Source organism: Pseudomonas fluorescens, assembly GCF_001307275.1.
GTDB lineage: Bacteria > Pseudomonadota > Gammaproteobacteria > Pseudomonadales > Pseudomonadaceae > Aquipseudomonas > Aquipseudomonas fluorescens_AA.
Map to the genome: position 1 here is coordinate 2,412,515 of NZ_CP012831.1, position 22,891 is coordinate 2,435,405.

The 22,891-nt window shown below is 62.5% G+C and carries 17 protein-coding genes; 7 read left to right on the plus strand and 10 right to left on the minus strand.

The window, feature by feature from the left end; all coding sequences use genetic code 11:
- The first annotated feature begins 5 nt into the window (after positions 1-5).
- Both AO356_RS10620 and AO356_RS10625 read left to right on the plus strand, forming a co-directional pair.
- Entirely contained in the window at positions 6-3,572 is a 3,567-nt protein-coding gene (locus tag AO356_RS10620) for a non-ribosomal peptide synthetase (RefSeq protein WP_060739749.1), read from the plus strand.
- 32 nt (positions 3,573-3,604) lie between these two features.
- A complete protein-coding gene (locus AO356_RS10625; protein WP_060739750.1) occupies positions 3,605-4,069 on the plus strand; it encodes an SRPBCC family protein in 465 nt (154 codons plus the stop codon).
- A 356-nt stretch (positions 4,070-4,425) separates the two neighbouring features.
- Here the strand turns inward: AO356_RS10625 and AO356_RS10630 are convergent, their stop codons facing one another.
- A complete protein-coding gene (locus AO356_RS10630) occupies positions 4,426-6,306 on the minus strand; it encodes a methyl-accepting chemotaxis protein (protein ID WP_060739751.1) in 1,881 nt (626 codons plus the stop codon).
- Positions 6,307-6,558: 252 nt separating this feature from the next.
- Here AO356_RS10630 and AO356_RS10635 point away from each other — a divergent pair, with 252 nt between their 5' ends.
- The 3 genes from AO356_RS10635 (at position 6,559) to AO356_RS10645 (ending at position 10,640) form a co-directional block, all read left to right on the plus strand.
- Positions 6,559-7,059 (plus strand): sigma-70 family RNA polymerase sigma factor, encoded by a 501-nt coding sequence (locus tag AO356_RS10635; protein ID WP_060739752.1) that lies wholly within the window; start codon positions 6,559-6,561, stop codon positions 7,057-7,059.
- A complete protein-coding gene (locus AO356_RS10640; RefSeq protein ID WP_060739753.1) occupies positions 7,049-8,050 on the plus strand; it encodes a FecR domain-containing protein in 1,002 nt (333 codons plus the stop codon). The genes AO356_RS10635 and AO356_RS10640 overlap by 11 nt, the downstream gene beginning before the upstream one ends.
- An 85-nt stretch (positions 8,051-8,135) precedes the next feature.
- Entirely contained in the window at positions 8,136-10,640 is a 2,505-nt protein-coding gene (locus tag AO356_RS10645) for a TonB-dependent siderophore receptor (RefSeq protein WP_060739754.1), read from the plus strand.
- A gap of 138 nt (positions 10,641-10,778) precedes the next feature.
- Here AO356_RS10645 and AO356_RS10650 read toward each other — a convergent pair whose 3' ends face one another.
- Positions 10,779-11,852 carry a fatty acid desaturase gene (locus AO356_RS10650; RefSeq protein WP_060739755.1) on the minus strand — a complete coding sequence of 358 codons (1,074 nt, stop codon included), beginning with the start codon at positions 11,850-11,852 and terminating at the stop codon, positions 10,779-10,781.
- 100 nt (positions 11,853-11,952) lie between these two features.
- Here AO356_RS10650 and AO356_RS10655 point away from each other — a divergent pair, with 100 nt between their 5' ends.
- The gene (locus AO356_RS10655) at positions 11,953-12,957 is read left to right on the plus strand and encodes an AraC family transcriptional regulator (RefSeq protein WP_060739756.1); all 1,005 of its coding nucleotides are present in this window, start codon (positions 11,953-11,955) and stop codon (positions 12,955-12,957) included.
- A 195-nt stretch (positions 12,958-13,152) separates the two neighbouring features.
- Here the strand turns inward: AO356_RS10655 and AO356_RS10660 are convergent, their stop codons facing one another.
- A complete protein-coding gene (locus tag AO356_RS10660) occupies positions 13,153-13,839 on the minus strand; it encodes a Crp/Fnr family transcriptional regulator (RefSeq protein ID WP_060739757.1) in 687 nt (228 codons plus the stop codon).
- An 87-nt stretch (positions 13,840-13,926) separates the two neighbouring features.
- On the opposite strand from AO356_RS10660, the gene AO356_RS10665 reads away from it, so the two are divergent.
- Positions 13,927-14,451 (plus strand): DUF962 domain-containing protein, encoded by a 525-nt coding sequence (locus AO356_RS10665; RefSeq protein ID WP_060739758.1) that lies wholly within the window; start codon positions 13,927-13,929, stop codon positions 14,449-14,451.
- 158 nt (positions 14,452-14,609) lie between these two features.
- Here AO356_RS10665 and AO356_RS10670 read toward each other — a convergent pair whose 3' ends face one another.
- The 7 genes from AO356_RS10670 to AO356_RS10700 form a co-directional block, all read right to left on the minus strand.
- Positions 14,610-16,829: a GMC oxidoreductase gene (locus AO356_RS10670; protein ID WP_060739759.1), complete on the minus strand. Its 2,220-nt coding sequence runs from the start codon at positions 16,827-16,829 to the stop codon at positions 14,610-14,612.
- Entirely contained in the window at positions 16,826-17,335 is a 510-nt protein-coding gene (locus tag AO356_RS10675; protein WP_060739760.1) for a hypothetical protein, read from the minus strand. The genes AO356_RS10670 and AO356_RS10675 overlap by 4 nt, the downstream gene beginning before the upstream one ends.
- Positions 17,325-18,692 (minus strand): hypothetical protein, encoded by a 1,368-nt coding sequence (locus tag AO356_RS10680; RefSeq protein WP_060739761.1) that lies wholly within the window; start codon positions 18,690-18,692, stop codon positions 17,325-17,327. Before AO356_RS10680 ends, AO356_RS10675 begins: the two co-directional genes overlap by 11 nt.
- A 280-nt stretch (positions 18,693-18,972) precedes the next feature.
- Positions 18,973-19,962 (minus strand): sulfate/molybdate ABC transporter ATP-binding protein, encoded by a 990-nt coding sequence (locus tag AO356_RS10685; RefSeq protein ID WP_060739762.1) that lies wholly within the window; start codon positions 19,960-19,962, stop codon positions 18,973-18,975.
- 3 nt (positions 19,963-19,965) lie between these two features.
- A complete protein-coding gene (gene cysW, locus AO356_RS10690) occupies positions 19,966-20,835 on the minus strand; it encodes a sulfate ABC transporter permease subunit CysW (RefSeq protein WP_024618577.1) in 870 nt (289 codons plus the stop codon).
- A 12-nt stretch (positions 20,836-20,847) separates the two neighbouring features.
- Positions 20,848-21,666 (minus strand): sulfate ABC transporter permease subunit CysT, encoded by an 819-nt coding sequence (gene cysT, locus AO356_RS10695; protein WP_013692011.1) that lies wholly within the window; start codon positions 21,664-21,666, stop codon positions 20,848-20,850.
- A gap of 175 nt (positions 21,667-21,841) precedes the next feature.
- Positions 21,842-22,855 carry a sulfate ABC transporter substrate-binding protein gene (locus AO356_RS10700; protein ID WP_060739763.1) on the minus strand — a complete coding sequence of 338 codons (1,014 nt, stop codon included), beginning with the start codon at positions 22,853-22,855 and terminating at the stop codon, positions 21,842-21,844.
- Between the last annotated feature and the right edge of the window lie 36 nt (positions 22,856-22,891).

A 22,891-nucleotide genomic window follows, 5' to 3' on the forward strand; every position in this document is an offset into this window, starting at 1 on the left:
TTTCGATGAGACGCCTCGACATTGCAGTGCCTGGCATCAGCCAGGCCATGGCCGAACTGGCCCGGGAGCTGGAACTGCACGGCCACGCAGTGGTTCGGCACTCGCCGGCCGGCCACGACGCGGTCGACCTGTTGATCGACGACGGGACAACACCGCAAGCCATTGAAGCCCGTTCATGCCTCCAGATCCGCGTGGCCCTGTGCACGCTGCCCGGTGAGACATTGCCGCAACCGGTGCTGGTTTTCCGCGACGGTGCGCAGCGGCTGTTGTGCCAGGAAGTGATCGCGCCGCAACGCGATGGCAATGGCCAGTCCTTGCGCCTGCGTACGCTGGCGACGCTGGTCGAGACCGGCGCACGGCTGGTCAGCCAGTTATCCCGGGACGAAACCTGTTTCGATCACTGGCCAACGGTCCACGCTGACCCTATCGACCCGCCCCTGCTCGGGCTCGATGCGCTGGAGCCGCTGGCCTTCGAGCACGGCCTCAATCGGCCGGCGGTGCCCTGGCTGCTGGCCGCCGCCGACGTGCCGGTGATGCACAGCATCGAACAGCGCCTGCTCGATGACGCCACGCAACCGGCCTTGTGGGTCGATGAGCAATTCATCGACTACAAATCCTTGCGCCGCCTAGCGCTGGGGATGCAACAGCCGATGCTGGAAACACTGCAAAGCGCCGGACCTGTAGGAGCAGGGAGAGCTGAACCTGTGGGGGCAGAGAGCACTGAACCTGTGGGAGCAAGGCTTGCCCGCGATGAAGACACCGAAGTTCTCAACCAAACCGCGTCAGCGTTCATCGGGGGCAAGCCTTCCTCCCACAGGTCTTCCTCCCACAAGGTGATCGGTGTGTGCCTGCCCAAATCCGCACACCTATACGCGGCGATCCTCGCGGTGCTGGGTTGCGGCGCGGTGTACCTGCCGCTGGACCCGCAACACCCGGCGCAACGTCGACGCTTTATCCTGGAGAATGCCCAGGCGGACCTGCTGCTGCACGACGGCAACAGCGACCTCGGCGATCTCTCGCTGCCAACGCTGAATGTCCATCAACTGCCTGCGCTCAAACCGGGCATCCCGGCCTCGCTGATCCGGCGCGTGGTGAACATCGACGAGCCGGCCGTGGCGATCTACACCTCCGGCACCACCGGCCAGCCCAAAGGTGTGTTGCTCAGCCACCGCAATCTCAGCCATTTCTGTGCCTGGTACGGCGACTACGTCGGGTTGCAGCGCGACAGCCGGGCGTTGCAGTTTTCCACCATCAACTTTGACGCGTCGCTGCTGGATATCCTGCCGACCTTCATCCACGGCGCCCTGCTGGTGGTGCCCAGCGAAGACCAGCGCCGCGACCCGCAGCAATTGGTCGCGTTGATTCACCAGCAACACGTCAGCCACGCCTTTCTGCCGCCTGCGCTGCTGAGCGTCATGCCCCTGGATGCGCCGCTGGGCCTGACGCACCTGATCACCGGTGGCGATGTCTGCGAGCCGTTCGTGATCGAACAGCTCGCGCCCCAATGCCGGTTCCACAACATCTACGGCCCGACCGAAACCACGGTGCTGGCGACCACACGCCAGTTCGGTGTCGGCGACAACAACCGCAACCTCGGCGTACCCATCGCCAATGGCCGGGTCCTGATCCTGGACGAACAGTTGCAACCGGTTCCCCAAGGTGTCCCCGGCGAGTTGTACATCGCCGGCCCGGGCGTCGGCCTCGGCTATCTGAACGACCCGACGCTGACCGCGACGCGTTACCTCGACCTGACGCTGCCCACCGGGCAAGCGCTGCGGGTCTATCGCACCGGCGATATCGGCCAGTGGACCGACAACGGCATCGAACTGTGTGGCCGCCGCGATAACCAGGTAAAGATCCGCGGCTTTCGGGTCGAGCCCGAGGAAATCGAGCACTGCCTGCGCGACAGCCAGCTATTTCGCCAGGTGGCGGTGGGGGTCGATGAAAAGCGGCGGATCCTGGCGTTCCTGGTTCACTCCGAACAGACGCCCCCCGGCGCAGCCCTCCAGGCGCTGCGCGAGCACGTGCAGAACAGCTTGCCCAGCTACATGCACCCGGCGGCCTACGTCGAATTGCCCAGCCTGCCCTACACCAGCAACGGCAAGGTCGATCGCCGGGCATTGCTCGCCATGGCGGTGCAGGTGCACGTCGACGGCCAACGGCGCCAACCGCAGAACGCCCTGGAAACACAACTGCAGCAACTGTGGGCCGAGCTGCTTGAATTGCCGGTCGACGACATCGCCACCGACGAGAGCTTCTTCAACCTTGGCGGGCACTCGATCCTGCTGTCGCGCCTGCTGCTGAGCATCCGCCAGGTGTTCGGCCGTAGCCTGTCGATCAACCGCTTCATCGAAGCGCCGACGCTGATGACCTTGGCGAAGCTGCTGGACGACCCGGAGCACAGCAGCGCATCGACCCTCAGCCCCCAGGCCTTCATCGATGCCGAGGCCGAGCTCAACCTCGATCCGCTGCCCATCAGCCAGTGCGGCGATGTGCACAAGGTGGTGGTGACCGGCGCCAACAGCTTTCTCGGCGTGCACATCGTCGAAGCGCTGCTGGCCTGGGGCGCCACGGAAGTCGCGTGCCTGGTACGCGCAAGCGCCGAACACAGTGCGGCTGAACGTTTCTCCCAGGCCCTGCGGGACAATCACCTGACCCACCTGGACCTGGACCGCGTCAGCGTGTATGCCGCCGACATCACCCAACCGCAATTGGGTTTGCCGGACGACGTCTACGCCCGCATCGATAGCACGTTCGGCGCGCTGGTGCACAACGCCGCCCACGTCAACCATGTACTCGACTACGCGTCGTTGGCACGGGACAACGTCGAGCCGATTTTCGAGTGCCTGCGCCTGTGTGAAGGGCGCAGCAAGAAAATCTTCAATTTCGTCTCCACGCTGTCCGCCTCCAGCGCTTTGGATGCCGATGGCCAGGTGCTGGAACAGCCTGCCGCCGAGACGCCGCCGATCTACATCAAGAACGGCTACAACCTGTCCAAATGGGTCGGCGAACGGATCCTGCAACGGGCCCGCGATCGCGGGGTGTGGGTCAACCTGTTCCGCCCCGGCAACATCAGCTTCAACAGCCTGACCGGGGTCTGCCAGCCCCACAAGAATCGCTTGATGCTGATGCTCAAGGGCTCGATCCAGCTCGGCCAGGTGCCAGACCTGTCGCTCAATTTCGACCTGATGCCGGTGGATTTCCTGGCCCGCTTCATCGCCTTCCACGCCAGCCGCTACCAGCCCACCCAAGCGGTGTTCAACCTGCACAACCCGCAGCCTTTGAGCTGGGACGCTTACGTCGCGTCGTTCCGCGACAGCGGCCGGGAATTTTCGCTGGTGAGCGTCGCCGAGTGGCAACGGCAACTGGCGCGGGTCGATGCCGACAATGCGTTGTTTGGCGTGCTGGGTTTCTACCTCAACGGCTTCGAGGAAGACATCGGCGACATCTCGCTGATCAGCCACGACAACGCCCGCGCCGGCGTGCGGCAGATGGGCGCCAGCTATCCGGAAAAGTCCCCGGCCCTGCTACGTCGCGGCGCCGACTACCTCAAGGCCATCGACTTCATTTGAAACACCCTCAACCCAAAGCAAGGAGCAAGACCATGAATGCATTGCAACCCGACACCCTGATCAAAAACCCCCACGCCTGCCAGGTCGAAACCTCGGTCGAGGTCACGGCCGACGCGGCGCGCGTCTGGGACGTGGTGGGTGATTTTGGCGGATTCAACCGCTTCATCCCGGCGCTGGAGCACATCGAAATGACCGGCGAAGGCGTGAGGTCCCTGCGCAAGAAATTCTTCCGCGATGGGCAGAACCTGGTGGTGGAACAGCTCAACAGCCGTGACGACCAGGCCATGCACATGACGTGGACGCTGATCTACAACACCCTGGGCATCGACAACCTGTGGGCGGCCATGCGCGTCGCCCCCCTGGCGGACAACCGATGCCGCGCCACCTGGACCATCATCGCCGACCACACCGACGCCCACACCCCGTCGGGCTTCAGGGATTTCCTCCAGGGCTTCGCCGATGAGGCGATGGGGAATGTGCAGGAGATGTTCAAGTAAGCACCAGCCCCTTGTGGGAGCGAGCTTGCTCGCGAAAGCGGCGGGTCTGTTGGCGGTGATGGTGGCTGTACCGCCGCCATCGCGAGCAAGCTCGCTCCCACAAGGGTTCTCGGGTGGAGACAGGGTTTGTGTCCACCACTCATTCCAGTGTGGGAGCCGAGCTTGCTCGCGATGGCGGTGGGTCTGTTGGCGATGATGCCAGCTGGGCAGCCGTTATCGCGAGCAAGCTCGCTCCCACATTGAGTTGGCGTGAACTCAAGACCCAGGCTCACCAACAATCCCCTGTGGGAGCGAGCTTGCTCGCGATGGCGGTGGACCTGTATCGGTGATGGCGGTGGCTCGGCTTGCGGCTGGGGTCAGATCTTGAAGCTGTCCACCAGTTGCTTCAGTCGATTGGCCTGTTGGGACAAGGCATCGCAATCCTTCAGGGTTTCATTGAGGTTGGCCACGCTTTGCTGGTTCAGCAGGTTGATGTGGCTGACGTCCATGTTGAGGGTTTCGACCACGGCGGTCTGTTCTTCGGTCGCGGCGGCCACCGACTGGTTCATGCCGTCGATCTCACCAATGCGCTGCGTCACGCTGACCAACCGCAGGCCGGCCTGGTTGGCCACTTCCACGCTTTCTTCGCTGGAGGTCTGGCTGGCGTTCATCGTGGTGACCGCTTCACGGGAACCGACTTGCAGCGAGGTGATCATCTTGTGGATTTCTTCCGCCGACTCCTGGGTACGGTGCGCCAGGTTGCGCACTTCATCGGCCACCACCGCAAAACCGCGGCCGGCTTCACCGGCACGGGCCGCTTCGATGGCAGCGTTCAGGGCCAGCAGGTTGGTTTGCTGGGAGATGCCCTTGATCACGTCCAGGATGTGCCCGATGTTGTCGGTGCTGGCGTTCAGGGTTTCGATCTGGGTGCACGAGAGGCTGATCTTCTGCGACAACTCGGTCATGGCCTGGATGGTTTTTTCCACCACCTGGCGACCGTCATCGGCCTGTTCGCTGGCACCGCTGGCATGCTGCGAGGCATCGGCGGCATTGCGCGCGATTTCCTGGGTCGCGGCGCCCAACTGGTTGATGGCCGCGGCCACGCTGTTGGTGCGCGCACTCTGCTCATCCGAGCCGACGAGCGAAGCGTTGGACGAAGTCATCACCCGCTGCGACAGGTCATGCACCTGGCGGGTAGCGGAAGACACTTCCGAGATCGACGCATGAATCCGCTCCACGAACTGGTTGAACGAACCACCCAGCACCGCGAACTCATCCTTGCCCTGCACCACCAGGCGTCGGGTCAGATCGCCTTCGCCCTGGGCGATGTCCTGCATGGCGCGACCCATGGTGGTCAACGGGCGCATCAATACCTGGATCAGCATGCTCAGCAGCAACGCAATGGCCGCCACCGCGACGAACATCGCGATCAACGCCGACGTACGGAACTGGCTCAACGGCGCATAGGCCTTGGCCTTGTCGATCGACAGACCGATGTACCACTCGGCATTCGGCAGGCCCGCCACCTGGGTGAACGAAAGAATGCGGTCCTTCCCATTCAGCTCAACCTCCTGGATACCCTTGCCAATGCGCACCGGGGTGCCGGGGTAGATGTCCTTGAGGTTCTTCATCACTTGGTCTTTATCCGGGCTGACGATCACCTGACCGTCGCCGCTCACCAGGAACGCATGGCCGATACCACCGAAGTCCACGGAGTTGATGATTTTCACCAGGGTTTCCAGGCTCAAGTCACCGCCCACCACGCCGAGCAGTTCGCCGTTGTGCTTCACCGGCAGGGCAACGGTCACCACCAGGCCACCCACCGCCGCCAGATAAGGCGGGGTCAGCATGGTTTTATCGGCGGTCACCGCCTGTTTGTACCAAGGGCGCTGACGCGGGTCGTAGCCGTCAGGCATTTTTGCGTCAGGCCGTTGGGTGAAGACACCGTTGGCCTGGCCTACATAAGTGAACTGGAAATTCGACGTCAGCGCCGGTTGGTCGACCAGCCCCGGCAAATCGGCAGTGGTCCCCTGATGCGCGATGTTTTGCGCCAGGTTTTCCAACACCAGTATCCGGCCACTCATCCAGTTCTGGATGCTGCTGGCTGTCAGGTCGCCGGATTGCTCGATGGACGACTCAAGGCTGCTGCCAATGGTGTTGCGCTGCAAATAATCGTTGTAGAGCGTGAACAGGGCAAAAGCCAGAACCACCACACCAGAGGCGGCGAGAAGGATTTTGTGGCTGAACTTTAGATTCATCGAGGGGGCTTCTTATGCAAGGAGTGGGGGTGCATTCCAGATTGCAACGTTCCATATAACAGCGCGGGCGGTTGTCACTTCGCTCCACTTTGGTGCACGCATATCAGTCTGTCGGCAAGCCTGTACAAATAATTAGGGATTCGAAGAAATAGGCGACGGGAGGACAAGGCGGGCGAACGGTGGTTGCAAATTCGCCAGGCGATGATGACAATGCGACCTATTATCATTTGTAGCATCCAGGCCGTCGCGTCCATGTCATCTCCCGAGTTTGCAGTACAGGCGCTCTACAGCCGGCATCACGGCTGGCTCAATACGTGGCTGCGCACCCGGCTGGGCAATGCCGCCGACGCAGCGGACCTGGCCCAGGACACCTTCGTGCGCCTGTTGCAGCGAAGCGAACGCCTGGAGCTTAGTACCCCACGCGCCTTTTTGCGCACCATCGCCCAAGGCCTGGTGATCGACCATTGGCGGCGAGCGGAAATCGAACGCGCCTACCTGGAAACCATCGCTCACCTGCCGCCAGCCCAAACCCCTGGCGCTGAAGCCCAGGCCTTGATCCTGGAACTGCTCGAAGCCATTGCCAGGATGCTCGAAGGCCTCAAGCCGAAAGTGCGCAGGGCCTTTCTGTTGGCCCAGTGCGAAGGCCTGACGTACAAGCAGATCGCCGAACAGATGGGCATTTCGTTGCGCTCGGTGGAGCGCTACGTCGCCGATGCGCTGTACCACTGCTATGTGTTGCGCTATGAAAGCTGAGCCGGCGGATCACTTGCAGAGCCGCCGCAAAGGCCCGTCGCAACAGGTGGTCAGGCAGGCGATCAACTGGCTGCTGCGCCTGCGCAATCACACCGCTCACCCGACCCTGCGCCAACAGTGCGACACCTGGCGCGCCGCCCACCCTGAACACGAACTGGCCTGGCAACGGGTGCAATCGCTGCACAGCGAATTGACCTCGAACCTGCGGGCGGTGCCCGGTGCCCATGTCGCCCTGGACACCCTGGAGAACAGTGCCCAACGCCTCAGTCGTCGCCAGGCCCTGAAGTTGCTGTCGGGCATCGCCGTGGTGAGCGGCGCGGCATGGCTGGGCAAGGACCTGGGCTGGCAAGCGTGGAATGCCGATTTCGCCACCGCCACCGGTGAACGCCGAGGTTTCCAGTTGCCGGACGGCACGCGGCTCGAACTCAATACCCACAGCGCCGCCAACCTGGACTTCAGCGCCCGGCAGCGCCTGATTACCCTGGCCCGCGGTGAAATCATGGTCACCTGTGGCCGCGACCCGGGGCGGCCGCTGCTGGTGAAAAGCCGGCATGGCCTGTTCGAAGGGCTGGAGGGGCGCTTCGTCGTGCGCCAGGACAGCGACTGCACGCGCTTGAGCGTCACTAGCGGACAAGTCGTCATCCGTTCGCACCCCAACAGCGATGGCACGCCCATCCAGGTCGAGGCCGGGCAAAGCTATCTGATCACTGCATCGACAGCGGCCCTGGCACCGCCGCTGGACATGGATGCAGGCGCCTGGGCCGACGGTTTGATCGTCACACGCAACATGCGCCTGGAAGACTTCCTCAATGAAGTAGGACGCTACCGCCCGGGCTATCTGCGCTGCGCGGCGTCGATCGCCGACCTGCGCCTGTCGGGGGTGTTCCGCTTGGAGGACACCGACAAATTGCTGGCCGTCCTGCCCCGCACGCTCCCGGTACAACTGCGCTATCGAACCCGTTGGTGGATCACGGTGGAACGCCTGGCTTGATTTTTTTTGGCGGGTTTCAGGCCGGCGTCCGGCTAGGACAGTAAGCACCCCTTATCTGCCTTCAGCGACTCCTACGGAACCTACAATGACTGAGCGCGTACCTCTCAAGAACCCCTTCGGCTTCTCTTCGCAACCGGGCCTGTTGCGCCAGGCGATTCACGCCGCGCTGTTCTCCACGGCGCTGGGGGTCAGCGTCGTGCCGATGCTCGCGGTGGCCGCACCAAACGGCGTCACCGCCAGCCGTCAGAGCTACAACATTGCCCCCGGCCCATTGAGCGATGTGTTGAACCAGTTCGCCCGCCAGGCCGGGATCACCCTGGCAAGCACCCCGGCGCAAACCGGCGGCGTCCAGTCCCCGGGGCTCAAGGGCGAGTATTCGCCCGACCAGGCCCTGAGCCAGTTGCTCAGCGGCTCAGGACTGGTTGCCGTCAGCCAGGATGGCAGCAGCTACGTGCTGCAAACCGAGACCGCTGGCAGCACACTGGAATTGCCGACCACCGACATCAAGGGCTTCGCCCTGGGTAACGCCTTGGGCAGCATGGAAGGCTACAACGCCACCCATAGCCAGGTCGCCACCAAGACCAGTACCGCCCTGCGGGAAACCTCCCAGAGCGTGTCGGTGGTCACCCGCGAACAAATGGATGACCAGGGCGCGCAAACCGTATCCCAGGCCATGCGCTACACCCCCGGCGTGCTGACCAACCCCTACGGCGCCACCCACCGCTACGACTATGTGGCGATGCGCGGCTTCAACGACGGCTCGGTGGATAACATCTACCTCGACGGCCTCAAGTCCATGGGCGACAGCGGCACCTACAGCTCCATGCAGGTCGATCCGTACTTCCTCGAGCGGGTCGACATTCTCAAGGGCCCGTCCTCGGTGCTCTACGGCCGCAGTTCACCGGGCGGCCTGGTGGCGCTGACCAGCAAGAAGCCGCTGTACGAGGCCTATCACCAGATCCAGGCCACGGTCGGCACCCAGGGCCAGCGCGGCATGGGCTTCGACTTCAGCGGCCCGGTGGATGATGAAAAGCGCATCACCTATCGCCTGATCGGCCTGGCGGACAGCTCCGACACCCAGTTCGACCACAACAAGGAAAAACGCTTCGCCCTCGCACCCACGGTGAACATCGACTTCAGCGAGGACACCTCGCTGACCCTGCAAGCCTACCTGCAGCATGACCCCGACGGCGGCTACCACGGTGGCATGCCGGCCGACGGCACCTTGCATCAGCGCAACGGTCGACGGATTTCCGAGCACTTCTTCGAAGGCGAACCCGGCATCGACCGCTATGAGCGTGACCAGCAGTCGTTCGGCTACCAATTCGAACACCGCTTCAACGATGTCTTCACCGCCCGGCAGAACTTCCGTTACCTGGATTCCGAGGTCAAGAACGATCAGGTCTATGCCTACGACTGGACCACACCCACCAGCAACGAGCTGAACCGCTACTACACCGGCGCCGAAGAAAAGCTCCATTCCTTCATTGTCGACAACATGCTGCAAGCCGAATTCTTCACTGGCGCGACCAAGCACACCGTACTGATGGGCGCCGACTACCAGCGACGCAAAACCGTGGTCGACTGGACCAGCGGCAGCCTGGCGCCGATCAACGCCTTCGACCCGGTCTACGGCAACTCGGCCATCACCTACTTCAGCCCCACCAGCTACCTGCGGCGCCTGGAGCAGACCGGCGTCTACCTGCAAGACCTGATCGAAATGGACAAGTGGCGCTTCTCCCTCGGCCTGCGCCAAGACTGGGTGCAAACCTCGGATGAGAACCGCATCGCTGAGTTCGGTCGTCCGGAAGGCACCGAGATCAACGACAAACGCACCAAGCTCACTGGCCGTGCCGGGGCGCTGTACCTGTTCGACAATGGCCTGGCGCCGTACATCAGCTACTCCGAGTCGTTCAACCCGAACTCCTATGCCGACAGCGCCGGCAACCCGCTGCCGCCGACCGATGGCAAACAATGGGAACTGGGGTTGAAGTATCAGCCGCCGGGCACGGATGATTTGTACACCGCCTCGCTGTTCCGTATCGACCAGGAAAACCTGGCGACCAAACTGCCCCAGGACAACTTCTACCGCGCCATCGGTGCCGTGCGCTCCCAGGGCCTGGAGCTGGAAGCGCACCTGCAGTTGACCGAACAATTCAAAGTGCTGGGCAGCTACACCTTCACCGACATCGAATATTCGAAATCGATGGTCAGCACCCTCAGCACCCCCACCGACATCATCGAAAACAAGGGCAACTCACCGACCCAGGCCCCTCGCCACATGGCCTCGGTCTGGGCGGACTACAAGTTCGACAGCGGTGCCCTCGATGGCCTGCGCCTGGGTGGCGGCGTGCGCTATGTCGGCTATAGCTGGGCCGATGCGGAGAACACCATGAAGGTGCCGTCCTACACGTTGTTCGATGCCTCGGTAGGGTATGACCTGGGCAAGGTCGGCTTGAAGGGCGTGGACGTGCGCCTGAACGCGAACAACCTGACGAACGAACGCTACGTCGCCTCGTGCGCGAGCCTGAGCTATTGCTACATGGGCGAAGAGCGCAATGTGGCGGCGACGGTGAGTTACCAGTTCTAAGCGTCACCCGTTCCCCGTGGCGAGGGCGCTTGCTCCCGCTGGACGCGAAGCGGCCCGTTTTTTGGGGCTGCTGCGCAGCCCAGCGGGAGCAAGCTCCCTCGCCACAGGTTCTGTTCTGGCCCTTCGGATGGGTTAACTTCAAACCCGAACCGTATCCCCTGCCTCCCGCACCACACCTTCCTGGCGCACAAACCGATTCGCCCGCCCGAACGTGCCGAAGTCATTGAACCGCACGCCCATCTCCCGCATCACCTTGTGAGCCACCGGCACCGTCAGTTGGCGAATGTAGAACGGTTCCTTCACCACGAAATGATGAATCCCATGGCTGCTGCCGAAGTTGAAGCAGAACGCCTGCAACGGCCACAACCACCAGGGATTGAGCACCTGGGTTTGCTGGATGACGTTGCCCGGCTCGATGTCGCCGTAATAGTGCATGTTCGAACTGACGAAATGCAGGCAGAAGGTGCGCAACACGTTCGGCCCGATGATCACCACCGCCGCGATGTCGATCACCTGCATCGTCGCCAGCGTGGTGGCCGACCAGTCAATTGACGTCCCCAGCAGACTGGCGACACCGTTGGCCCCGTGGAAACCGAGGAACACATACCAGGCGCCCCAGTGCAGCAACGCCAGCGGGAAATAAACCTTCAGCGTGCGCTTGAGGATGCTGCGCTTGTGCACCCAGGTCTTGGCCCGCAGCAGGCGGATGAAGGCCGACATCACGTTGTCGCCCACCATCAGCAACCGCGCCAGCCCCCAGGGTTCACCGTTGGTGATCGCCCGCTCCTCCATGTCGGCCTCGCTGCCGGACACCTTGTGATGGTTGAGGTGCAGGTGGCGACGGATCCACGGGTTGATCGTGCTCGGCCGCGCCAGCCACACCAGCCCCATCATCAGGTTGTGGGGCAGGCGCTGCTTGCGGAAATACATGCTGTGGATCAGGTCGTGTTCCAGCTCGTGGGTCAGGGACGCGAAAAACCCGTTGAGCAACAGGCACGCCCACCCGGCCAGGTAACCGTTGATGTAGAGCAGCGCCGAACCGATCATCCCAGCCAGGGCCAGTGCCAGGATGCCCGCGCCCAACGCATCCTGGTGGCGCAGGATCGGATAACACTGGCGCAACTCCTCGCCCCGGGCCAGGACCACCTGGCGAATATGGGCCGCTCGTTGTTGTGCATTCAATCGCTCGGGGCTTGCGCAAGTGCCGTGCATGGCTTACATCCTCTATTAGAGATGTGCTCATCCTGCCGGGCGTTGTCCCATGGGGTGGTAGCCGTAAACGCCAACCTGTTGACTGCAAGCGCCAATCGTCATGACGGAACCGACCTCCCTCGCCAGTTGGACCCGCGCCCTGCGCAAGCAGCTCGATGCATTGGGCCTGGACAGCCATGCCCTGTGCGTCGAGGCGGGTCTCGACCCGCAATGGATGGACGACCCGAACGCCCGTTACCCGCTCTCGGCCACCACGCGCCTGTGGACATTGGCCGTGCAGGCCAGCGGCGACCCGGCCATCGGCCTGCGGGTGTCGCGCTTCGTCAGCCCCACCACGTTTCACGCACTGGGTTATGCCCTGGTGGCCAGCGGCAGCCTGCGGGAAGTGTTCGAGCGGATCGTGCGCTATCACCCGGTGGTCAGCGATGCACTGACCCTGCAACTGAGCCGCGGCGAAGACCGCTACCGCTTCAATCTCGATGTGCCCCAGGGCAGTCCGGCACCGGCCTTTGAAGCCATCGATGCGTTCGCGGCGATTTACGTGCGCACCTGTCGCAACCGCCTCGGCCGTGATTACGCACCACTGGCGGTGTACCTGCGCCGCCCGGAACCGGCGGACCCCAGCCCATGGCACAAAGTGTTTCGCTCGCCGGTGCATTTCGGCGCCGCCCAGGATTGCCTGGAGTTCAACCTCAGCGACTTCGACAGCCACCTGGACGACGCCAACCCCGAACTGGCCGAGCACAATGAAACGGTGCTCGAACGCACCCTCGCACAGCTCAAGCCTATGACCTGGGAGCGCAAGGTGCGTGCGGCCATCGAGGCCCAACTGCCCGAAGGCGAGCCCAGCGCCGAACGCATCGCCCAGGCCATGCACCTGAGCCTGCGCAGCCTGCAACGGCATCTGGCCGACGAAGGCTGCCGCTTCGACGCACTGCTCAACGAATGCCGGGAAAACCTGGCGCTGCTGCACCTGCGCGATCCCCAATGCTCGCTGAGCGAAGTCAGCTACCTGCTGGGCTTCGCCGATACCAGCAGCTTCAGCCGCGCCTTCAAGCGCTGGACCGGGATGACGCCGGGGCAGTTTCGGGATGGGTTGCGCTAGGGATTTGCGTTGGCTGGGCTGGCCCTATCGCGAGCAAGCTCCCACATTGGGAACGGTGTGACCGCAATATCTGCGACAACACAAACCCCCTGTGGGAGCGAGCTTGCTCGCGATGGCGGTATATCAGTCCATATTGATGTCGACTGACCTGTCGCCTTCGCGAGCAAGCTCGCTCCCACAGGGTCCAGGGCAGGTTCAGATTGTGGTCAACGCCCGCAATCGCTCGATGTCGAGGATTTCGATCTCGCCATAGCCCAAGTGGAGAATGCCCTGGGCTTGCAGGTCCTTGAGGATCTGGTTGGTGGTCTGGCGGGACAGCGAGAGCATCAATGCCAACTGCTCCTGGGGCAGTTGCAGAACTCGGCGCGCCGGTTCGATTTCGCCGTAGCCTTCGGCGATCATCAGCAGGCGGTGGGCCACGCGGGCCGGGGCGGGCATCAGGCTCAGGTGTTCGAGGTTGATGAAGGTCAGGCGCAGTTTGTGACTCATCAACAATGCCAGATGCCGCCAGTAGACCGGTTGCGCTTGCAGGAAGGCCAGCAACGGCGCCTGGGGCACGTGCAGCAGCGTACATTGACCCACCACAACCGCATCATGGGTTCGTGGCTGGCCATCGAACAGGCAGATTTCACCGAACCAGTGAGGTGCCTCCACCACGCTCAGCAACGCCTCCTTACCCTGTTCGTTCACCGCACCGACGCGCACCGCCCCTTCCAGTACGGCATACAGCCCACAGGGTGGATCGCCGCGCTGGAACAACCGGTGCCCCGCTGGCAGGCAGCGCACCCGCGCCATGCCCAGCAGACTATTCTGTAACTCAACAGGCAAATGGCTGTACCAGTGACCGGCCATCAGGTGCGAGTGCCAGGGATGCGCGTTCATGGAGACTCCAGGACAAGTGTCGGCTAGCTGACAGAACATCATGTGGAACCCGGGCATCATGCAGGCATCACCTCAGGAGGAACAACAATGAAAAGCCTCGTCGATCATCTCAGTCAATATGCGGCGTACCACCGTGATCCGCGCAATATCGCCAGCCATTTCATCGGTATTCCGCTGATTTTCGTCGCCGTCGCCGTGCTGCTGTCACGACCTGGTTGGCCGCTGGGCGCGATCCTGATGTCTCCGGCATTGCTGGTGGCCGTGGCCAGTGCCTGGTTCTACCTGCGCCTGGAAGTGCGCCTGGGTGTGCTGATGACGGTGCTGCTGGGCCTGGCGGTATGGCTGGGTCAGACACTGGCCGCACAAAGCACGGCGGTGTGGTTGAGCAGTGGCCTGGGGATGTTCGTGGTGGGCTGGGTGATCCAGTTCGTCGGCCACTATTACGAAGGCCGCAAACCGGCGTTCGTCGACGACCTCACCGGGCTGATTGTCGGGCCGTTGTTCGTGGTGGTGGAAGCGGGTTTCCTGCTGGGACTCAGGAGCGAACTGAAGCGGGCCATCGAAGAGCGCGCCGGGCCGGTTGCCGTGCGCAACCAGCGTTCGGCGGCGTGAAAAAACCATGCCCCTCTGTGGGAGCGAGTCTGTGGGAGCAAGGCTTGCCCGCGAAGGCATCGCCTCGGTCTATCAGCTACACCGAGGTGTTTGCATCGCGGGCAAGCCTTGCTCCCACAAGCTCGCTCCCACAGGAGTCAGGCTTTATCGCTCATGCGTTACAGGGCTCCGAATTCGACCCGAATCGTCAGTGCACCGGTGTTATCTTTCAAGCCAGATCCGTACTGCCCGGTCAGGTCATCGTTGATGCACAGTTGCAGCTCCCCTTGCTGATTGCCCGGAACCTGCGCCAGGTCCCCCACCAGGAACGGCGTGCCACCAGCGCCCACACGACCGATCAAGGCGCCTTCGGCGGCACCGGGCAAGGCATAGCTGCTGTAGTCGATGTGCCGCGAACCGCCATTTCCATCGACATTGCCACCCTGCGGACTGGCACACCATAGCCCACTGACGTAGCGAACCAGCCGCGGAACCAACCCGTTGACCTGCACGCCAGTGCCCTGCCAGGCGATGTTGGATTGGACCTGCATCGTCACCGCCTTCAGGTCGTTGGCTATGGTGTCCCCGGCCTGGAACGACAACGCCGCGATCGTCAGGCTCGGGTTCGAGGTGCCGGTGCTGGGGAAGACGCCATCGCCCACCAGGAACAGGTTCTTGTGGTCCCAACTGCGCTGGTACTTGTCCACCACCGACTTGGTCGGATCATCCCCCATACGGTAAGTGCCCATCAGGTGCCCGGCGCCCTGGAAGGTGTAATCCTCTTTTAGGTGCGTGAATTTCCCTTCGCCAATGGGTGCCGTCAGTTCCTCCGCGCCGAGCAGGTCCTTGATGATGTGGCTCGCCAATATCTTCGCCCGCCTGAAACCTTCCCTGGTGTAATCGGACAGCTCGTAGTGGATTTCCGGCCGAAGAATGCCGAGCCCGTCCGTGAGCTTGTCCGTCGAGGGCACGATGTAGCTCTTGGCCTTGTCGGGATCCTTCTCCACCTGCTCCACCAAAAAGGCGATCCGAAACTGGCGGATGAACAGGTCGTTGAGCCGTTGAATCAGGGCCGTGCCGTAAAGCACTTCAGTGGGCTGCGTGTCCTTTTTCGATGGCAACGGGTTGGTGCGACTTATGTTCTTGCCGTCGATGAAATCGACCACGGTGACGTAAGGGTCGCCCACCGGCCAATTCCAGCCCTCGTTGCCGATTTCGATGCGCCACGCCGCTCGCTGGCTGCGAAAGTCGCCGTCCCGCAGGCTCTCGATGCCCGCCGTGGACACCGGGCCCCGATATGGAAACACCGTCTTGCCTTCCGGCATCAGCCCCCACGCCAGGTAAATCGGGTGGTCGGACAGGCTGCATCCGACCTGGTGGCTGCTATTGGCCACGCCATCGGGCCAGGCCGGGGTCTTGGAGTTGAGCAGCAATTTAGGGGTCTCGATGGCATGGGCCGCGATCACGTAACGCTGCCCGATGGCCACGCCGGAGCCCGTCTTCGGGCCCTCGCCAAGCTGGTATTGAATGAATTCGACGCCATTGATGTTCTTGTCCGGGCCCACGGTCACTTTGCTGGCCACGGTCCGGTACATGACCCGGACCTTGCCGGTGGCCAGGGCCTTGTTCAGGGTCACGGTGGCGTCGTACTTGGCCTGGATCGGGCAGATCGGCGTGCAGTTGGTATTGCCGGCGCACACCCGGCGCCCGGCATAGGGCTGGGAGTTGCGCCCGGCCGGGGTCGGACTGACCACCAGCGGCAAGCCGTCGAAGCTCTTGCCGGTCACGGCAGCGACAAAACTGCCATCGACCAGCGACAACGGAATGCTGTGCATCGGGAATGAATAGCCCTCGGGGAATGTCATGCCCAGGTAGGCCTGGTCGGCGACATTGGCCGACACGCCGATTTCCGCCTCCGCCCGGCAATAGGCGCTTTGCAGGTCGTCGTAGCTGATCGGCCAATCCACCCCGACGCCGTACTTGCTCTTCAGGCGGAAATCGTTCGGCAGCATGCGCAGGCAGGTTCCGACCCAGTGCCAGGTCGTACCGCCGCCCACCCGTTCATAGGTGCTGTTGAAGGGCAACGGGCCCTTCTGCACCAGGTAGCTGGTTTTCGGCTTGTTCCAGCCACCGAGCAGGTCGGCGATGGTTGCCCGAGGCGCATTTTCCTTGCTCGGGTCACGCGGCGAGTTCAGGGTCGACACTGGCGGATAGGGCGACTCCGGGGTCTTCAGGGTGGCGGTGTAGAAACGCTCCAGGTATTGCGCACGGTTGGCCGGGACCTCCGGACCCGATTCGAGCACCAGCACATCCACGCCAGCCATGCCCAACTGATAAGCGATGATGCTGCCGGCCAGCCCCGCGCCAACGATGATCACCTCGGCTTGTTCGGTACTCATGACGAGGCTCCTTGCGTGTTGGCAGGCACGCCGGTGTAGTCCTCAAGGCTCGGTGGCGTGGTGTTCCAATAACCGAAAAACATCTCGCTGTAGCCCATGGGATGGGCCTGGGCAATTTTCCAGGCCCAGCTCTGGATGTAGGCCTGGTCGGACACCACCGTCGAATCGGTCGATGCGTAGTTACCGGTGGCATAGGGCTGATACCAGACGCCCAACAACCACAACTTCATGATCGAACGCGCGGCGTGGGCCGCTTGCGTGACAGCCGGGTTCGATCCGTTCATCAGCACCGCTTGGGCGATCTGGTCAGGGGGCACATTGTCCGCCGCCAGCGTGGCGTACTGAGTCAGCAAGGTGTTGAGTACAGCAGGGGTGATACGCGGGGTGATGAACGCGAGAAAAATTGGCGGCAGACCCACCTGGTCGATCGCCGGTGCCAGCCGATTTACGGGAATGCCAGTCAGGGCCGAAGACAGGCCTACGAAATTGTCCAGATCACTGCTCATGGTTGACTCCTTGTCCGCCAGTGGACTGTGCACGTTCAAGCAAATAGGTGAAATCCGCGAAGCTGGTGCGCGCAGACTCGGTGACATGGGTGGCCGCGTTGCCGTGACAGGCCATGCAACTGGAGGACGCCTGGGGCACGGTGCCCTGGATATAGGTTTCCAACGTGGCGTTGGCCAGGAACAACGGCGCGGGGCTGCCCAGCGGGTTGGCGGCCGATACCTGGCAGTTCTTGGGTGGGTCTGACGGCCACTGGGTACTGATCAGTTGATAGTTCGCCCAGACACTCTGCTTGTTCACCGTACGCAACAGCGTTTGATAGGTGGTATTGAGGGTTTTGGTGGCTTCGGTCAGCGGCACTTCCCGCACGATCTGCGAGGGTGTCGCCTTGACTGCCGGGTTCCATGGCCGTGGCGGCGGCTGGTTGATGTCGCTTTTGCTGGCCGCGTTGTAGAACAGATAAGGCCCCGTGCGCTGGGCCACAGGCGTGGTTTTTTCCGGCACGTTTTTCACATGCTCGAAGGTTGACCAGACCCATTGCGCCGCGCTGGTAGTCTTATGAACCATATGCAATCCCACCAACCCGACCGGCTCGGACACGCATGACTCCGCGACGATCGGCCCATGGCTCGGGTCGTTGTTGCCCGGGGTGTAGACCAGTGCATCGACGGTATGGAAATCCTGGCGGTTGTCGTTGGGGCCCAGCACTTTCCACGATGCCTTCACCATCACCGCGCCGACCTGTTTGGTCTGGGTGGAACCACAGCTGAACGCCACGGTGTTGTTCGGATTGGCGGCGAAGAATTTCTGCTGGCCTTCGATGCTGTACAGGCCGTTGTCGACGATGCCGTCGAACATCGATTGGTTGACCACGATTTCGTTGCGCGTGTAGGTACCGTTCTGGTCCACCAGCGGGCCGCTCTCGAAGGGCTGGATAAACTCATCCAGCACATCGGGCACCTTGCCCATCTGCTGCAACAGGCGACCGGGCTTGAGCGACTTGCACGCTTCAGGGAGGGTCGCCGATGCGTTCCAGGGCAGCGGCGTCTGGCCCTTGGCGCGGAAAATCTGGTAGCTCTCTTTCCAGCTCTCCCACACGGTGGCGCCATCCTGCTTGCCGATGGGCGTGCCGGTATTCGGATCACCGTTATCCAGCGCCGGCCAGTTCAGGGCGATGAAGGTCTGCCACGACAGCTCATCGAAATCGGCTTGCAGGCTGACCAGTGAAACGGGGTGGGTCACCGTGACATCGAAGGGTATCTGGGGGGACAACGCAGGGGCGGCGCTGGCGGCCGGGACCAGCAAGACGCTTAGTAATGCACAGCCAAACGGGCCATGCCGACTGACTTCCATTCTCATACTCATCTCCTTGGCATCAGGGTGCCAGGAGATAACACCGGTCCGTCGTTGGACTCTCTCTCGCCTCCTGGCAAGTCAGAGTCTAGGTAGGGTTTGAGATGGGAAAAGGCGTTAGCGTAGAACCAATCGAAGCAAGGCTGGGTAGAGTTATTCAGATTCTGATCGGGGACAGCGAGGACGCCATCGCGAGCAAGCTCGCTCCCACAATGGATCTCCATAGGTACACAAATAGTGTGTTCACTGAAGTTCTACTGTGGGAGCGAGCTTGCTCGCGATGCTTTTAGAGGTTGGAAACCTTCTGCCAGACCTTCGGCTTGAAGAACAGCGTCTCACCCTTGGCCAGGCCCACCAGGCTGTCATGGTCCTTCACCACTTCCGCCTCGATCAGTTCGCTCTGGCCTTCCACCTTCAACGTCACCCGAGTGGTCGCGCCCAGCGGGCGAATGTCGCGCACTTCGGCGGCGTGGTGGTCTTCCAGCTCCGAGCGCGACAGCGAGACTTCGTGAGGACGGAACAGCACATGCTGGTCCTCCCCCAAGTGCAGGCGGTTCGAGTCGCCGAGGAAGTGGTACACAAAGTCGCTGGCCGGGTTTTCGTAGACATCGCCCGGCGAGCCGATCTGCTCGATCACGCCCTTGTTCATCACCACGATCCGGTCGGCGACTTCCATGGCTTCTTCCTGGTCGTGGGTCACGAACACCGAGGTCAGGTTGATGTCCTCGTGCAGGCGCGCCAGCCAGCGGCGCAGTTCCTTGCGGACCTTGGCGTCGAGGGCGCCGAACGGTTCGTCCAGCAACAGTACCTTGGGTTCCACAGCCAGGGCGCGGGCCAGGGCGATCCGCTGACGCTGGCCGCCGGACAGCTGCTCCGGGTAGCGGTCGGCGAGCCAGTCCAGTTGCACCATGTTCAGCAGTTCGTGGACCTTGGTCGCGATCTGGCTTTCGTTCGGCCGCTGATTCTTGGGCTTCATGCGCAGGCCGAAGGCGACGTTGTCGAACACCGTCATGTGGCGGAACAAGGCGTAGTGCTGGAACACGAAACCGACGTTGCGATCACGCACGTCGTGACCGGACACGTCCTCGCCGTGGAACACGATGTTGCCATGGTCCGGGGTTTCGAGGCCGGCGATGATCCGCAGCAACGTGGTCTTGCCGCAACCCGACGGCCCCAGCAGCGCGACCAATTCACCGCTCTGGATGTCCAGGCTGATGTCGTCCAGGGCCCTGAAGGCGTTGAAGTTCTTGCTGACGTTACGGACTTCGATCGACATGACTTATTCCTCCGCGGCGCTGGCGCGCAGGCGGTTGATTCGGTTTTCGCTCCACTGCTTGAGCAGCAGGATGAAGAGCGCCAGGATCAGCAACAGGCTCGCCACAGCGAACGCGGCCACGTGGTTGTATTCGTTGTAGAGGATCTCGACGTGCAGCGGCAGGGTGTTGGTCACCCCGCGAATGTGCCCGGACACCACCGACACCGCGCCGAACTCGCCCATGGCCCGGGCGGTACACAGCACCACGCCATAGATCAGCCCCCACTTGATGTTCGGCACGGTGACATGCCAGAACATCTGCCAGCCATTGGCGCCCAGCAGGCGCGCGGCCTCTTCTTCCTGGGTGCCTTGTTCCTGCATCAGTGGGATCAGCTCACGGGCCACGAACGGCACCGTGACGAAGATGGTCGCCAGGACGATGCCCGGCAGCGCGAACACGATCTGGATGTCGTGATCCGACAGCCACGGGCCGAACAGGCCCTGGGCGCCGAACATCAGCACATACACCAGGCCCGCGATCACCGGCGACACCGAGAACGGCAGGTCGATCAGCGTCACCAGCATGCTCTTGCCACGGAATGAATATTTGCTCACGCACCACGCGGCACTGACGCCGAACACCAGGTTCAGCGGCACCGAGATCAGCACGGCGATCACCGTGAGCTTCAGCGCCGACAACGCGTCGGGTTCGAAGATCGCGGTGAAGAACGCCCCCAACCCGAGCTTCAGGCCCTGGGACACCACGATGAACAGCGGCAACAGCAAAAACAGCGCGAAAATCAGCCAGCCAAGGCCGATCAGCACGCGCCGCGACGTCGCACTGCCGCGACGGGCGGCGTTGGTGGAGGCTGCGGAAATAGACGATTGGGACATGTTCGCGCCTCCTTATGGGGTTTCGATGCGCCGCTGCAGCAGGTTGATCAGCAGCAACAGGACGAAGGAAACCACCAGCATCAGCACGCCGATGGAGGTGGCGCCGGTGTAGTCGTATTGGTCGAGCTTGACCATGATCAACAGCGGCAGGATCTCGGTTTTCATCGGCATGTTGCCGGCGATGAAAATCACCGAACCGTACTCGCCCACGCCACGGGCAAAGGCCAGGGCGAAGCCGGTCAACCAGGCCGGCAACAACGCCGGCACCAGGATGTGGCGGAACACCTGCCACGGCTTGGCACCCAGGCAGGCGGCGGCTTCTTCGACTTCACGGGGAATATCGGCCAGCACCGGCTGCACCGTGCGCACCACGAACGGCAACGTCACGAAGGTCAGCGCCAGGGTAATGCCCAACGGGGTGTAGGCGATCTTGAAGCCCAGGTCGGTGGCGAACTGGCCGACCAGGCCGGTCGGCGCATACAACGCTGTCAGGGCAATACCGGCCACGGCAGTGGGCAAGGCGAACGGCAGGTCGATCATCGCGTCGATGATCTTGCGGCCGGGGAAGGTGTAGCGCACCAGCACCCAGGCCAGCAGCGTACCGATCACGCCGTTGATGATCGCGGCGTACAACGCGGTACCGAAACTGAGTTTCAAGGCCGCCAGCACCCGCGGCGCCGAGATGATCGCCCAGAACTGTTCCCAGGTGAGTTGGGCGGCATGCACGAACATCGCCGCCAGGGGTATGAGCACAATCAGACTGAGGTACACCAGGGTGTAGCCCAGCGTCAGCCCGAAGCCGGGTATGACGGGGGATATGCGACGCGACATAGAAGTCCTTGGTTGAAAACACACTGTGGGAGCAAAACTGGGTGGGAGCAAGGCTTGCCCGCGATGAAGGCGACTCGGTTTCTAAAGGACCGCATCGCCTTCATCGCGGGCAAGCCTTGCTCCCACAACATCCCCTTGCCACAGATTCAGTGTCCGGCTTTTTAGATCAGCCAGCTTACTGCGCCTGATAGATCTGGTCGAACACGCCGCCATCGTTGAAGAATTTCGGTTGGGCAGTTTTCCAGCCGCCGAAGTCCTTGTCGATGGTCACCAGCTCCACCTTTGGAAATTGCCGGGCGTACTTGGCGGCCACGTCCTTGTCACGCGGGCGATAGTAGTTTTTCGCGGCGATTTCCTGGCCGGCCGGGCTGTACAGGTGCTTGAGGTACGCCTCGGCGATCTCGGCATTGCCCTTTTTCTCGGCGTTCTTGTCCACCACCGCCACAGGCGGCTCGGCGAGGATCGACAGCGACGGCACGACGATGTCGAACTTGTCGGCGCCACCGTCTTCCTTCAGCGCCAGGAAGGCTTCGTTTTCCCAGGCCAGCAACACGTCGCCCTGACCGTTGTTGACGAAGGTAATGGTCGAGCCACGGGCGCCGGTGTCGAGGATCGGCACGTGCTTGAACAGCGCCTGCACGTATTCCTTGGCCTTGGCTTCGTCACCGCCGTTGGCCTTCAGGCCGTAGGCCCAGGCAGCGAGGAAGTTCCAGCGCGCACCGCCGGAGGTCTTCGGGTTCGGGGTGATGACCGACACGTCGTTCTTGATCAGGTCGCCCCAATCCTTGATGCCCTTGGGGTTGCCCTTGCGCACCAGGAACACGATGGTGGACGTGTAAGGCGTGCTGGCATCCGGCAGGCGTGTTTGCCAGTCCGCTGGCAGGGACTTGCCCAGCTTGGCGATTTCATCGATGTCGCCGGCCAGGGCCAGGGTCACCACGTCGGCCCGCAGACCGTCGATCACCGCCCGACCTTGCTTGCCCGAACCACCGTGGGACTGCTGGATCTTCACGCTGTCGTCCGGGTGCGCTTTCTTCCAGAAATTGACGAATTCGGCGTTGTAATCCTGGTAAAGCTCGCGCGTCGGGTCGTAGGACACGTTGAGCAGCTCGTAATCCTTGGCGACGGCGGAACCTGCAAAAACAGCACTGGCCAGGGCGGCCAGGGCATAACGACGAATGGACGACATGGTGAAAGCTCCTGGAATTCTGGTTTTCTTATGGCT

What these genes read in the sequence shown, in the direction of transcription:
- AO356_RS10620 (WP_060739749.1), top strand. Translation starts at nt 6, where the DNA reads ATGAGACGCCTCGACATTGCAGTGCCTGGCATCAGCCAGGCCATGGCC.
- AO356_RS10625 (WP_060739750.1), top strand. Translation starts at nt 3,605, where the DNA reads ATGAATGCATTGCAACCCGACACCCTGATCAAAAACCCCCACGCCTGC.
- AO356_RS10630 (WP_060739751.1), bottom strand. Translation starts at nt 6,306, where the DNA reads ATGAATCTAAAGTTCAGCCACAAAATCCTTCTCGCCGCCTCTGGTGTG.
- AO356_RS10635 (WP_060739752.1), top strand. Translation starts at nt 6,559, where the DNA reads ATGTCATCTCCCGAGTTTGCAGTACAGGCGCTCTACAGCCGGCATCAC.
- AO356_RS10640 (WP_060739753.1), top strand. Translation starts at nt 7,049, where the DNA reads ATGAAAGCTGAGCCGGCGGATCACTTGCAGAGCCGCCGCAAAGGCCCG.
- AO356_RS10645 (WP_060739754.1), top strand. Translation starts at nt 8,136, where the DNA reads ATGACTGAGCGCGTACCTCTCAAGAACCCCTTCGGCTTCTCTTCGCAA.
- AO356_RS10650 (WP_060739755.1), bottom strand. Translation starts at nt 11,852, where the DNA reads ATGCACGGCACTTGCGCAAGCCCCGAGCGATTGAATGCACAACAACGA.
- AO356_RS10655 (WP_060739756.1), top strand. Translation starts at nt 11,953, where the DNA reads ATGACGGAACCGACCTCCCTCGCCAGTTGGACCCGCGCCCTGCGCAAG.
- AO356_RS10660 (WP_060739757.1), bottom strand. Translation starts at nt 13,839, where the DNA reads ATGAACGCGCATCCCTGGCACTCGCACCTGATGGCCGGTCACTGGTAC.
- AO356_RS10665 (WP_060739758.1), top strand. Translation starts at nt 13,927, where the DNA reads ATGAAAAGCCTCGTCGATCATCTCAGTCAATATGCGGCGTACCACCGT.
- AO356_RS10670 (WP_060739759.1), bottom strand. Translation starts at nt 16,829, where the DNA reads ATGAGTACCGAACAAGCCGAGGTGATCATCGTTGGCGCGGGGCTGGCC.
- AO356_RS10675 (WP_060739760.1), bottom strand. Translation starts at nt 17,335, where the DNA reads ATGAGCAGTGATCTGGACAATTTCGTAGGCCTGTCTTCGGCCCTGACT.
- AO356_RS10680 (WP_060739761.1), bottom strand. Translation starts at nt 18,692, where the DNA reads ATGAGAATGGAAGTCAGTCGGCATGGCCCGTTTGGCTGTGCATTACTA.
- AO356_RS10685 (WP_060739762.1), bottom strand. Translation starts at nt 19,962, where the DNA reads ATGTCGATCGAAGTCCGTAACGTCAGCAAGAACTTCAACGCCTTCAGG.
- cysW (WP_024618577.1), bottom strand. Translation starts at nt 20,835, where the DNA reads ATGTCCCAATCGTCTATTTCCGCAGCCTCCACCAACGCCGCCCGTCGC.
- cysT (WP_013692011.1), bottom strand. Translation starts at nt 21,666, where the DNA reads ATGTCGCGTCGCATATCCCCCGTCATACCCGGCTTCGGGCTGACGCTG.
- AO356_RS10700 (WP_060739763.1), bottom strand. Translation starts at nt 22,855, where the DNA reads ATGTCGTCCATTCGTCGTTATGCCCTGGCCGCCCTGGCCAGTGCTGTT.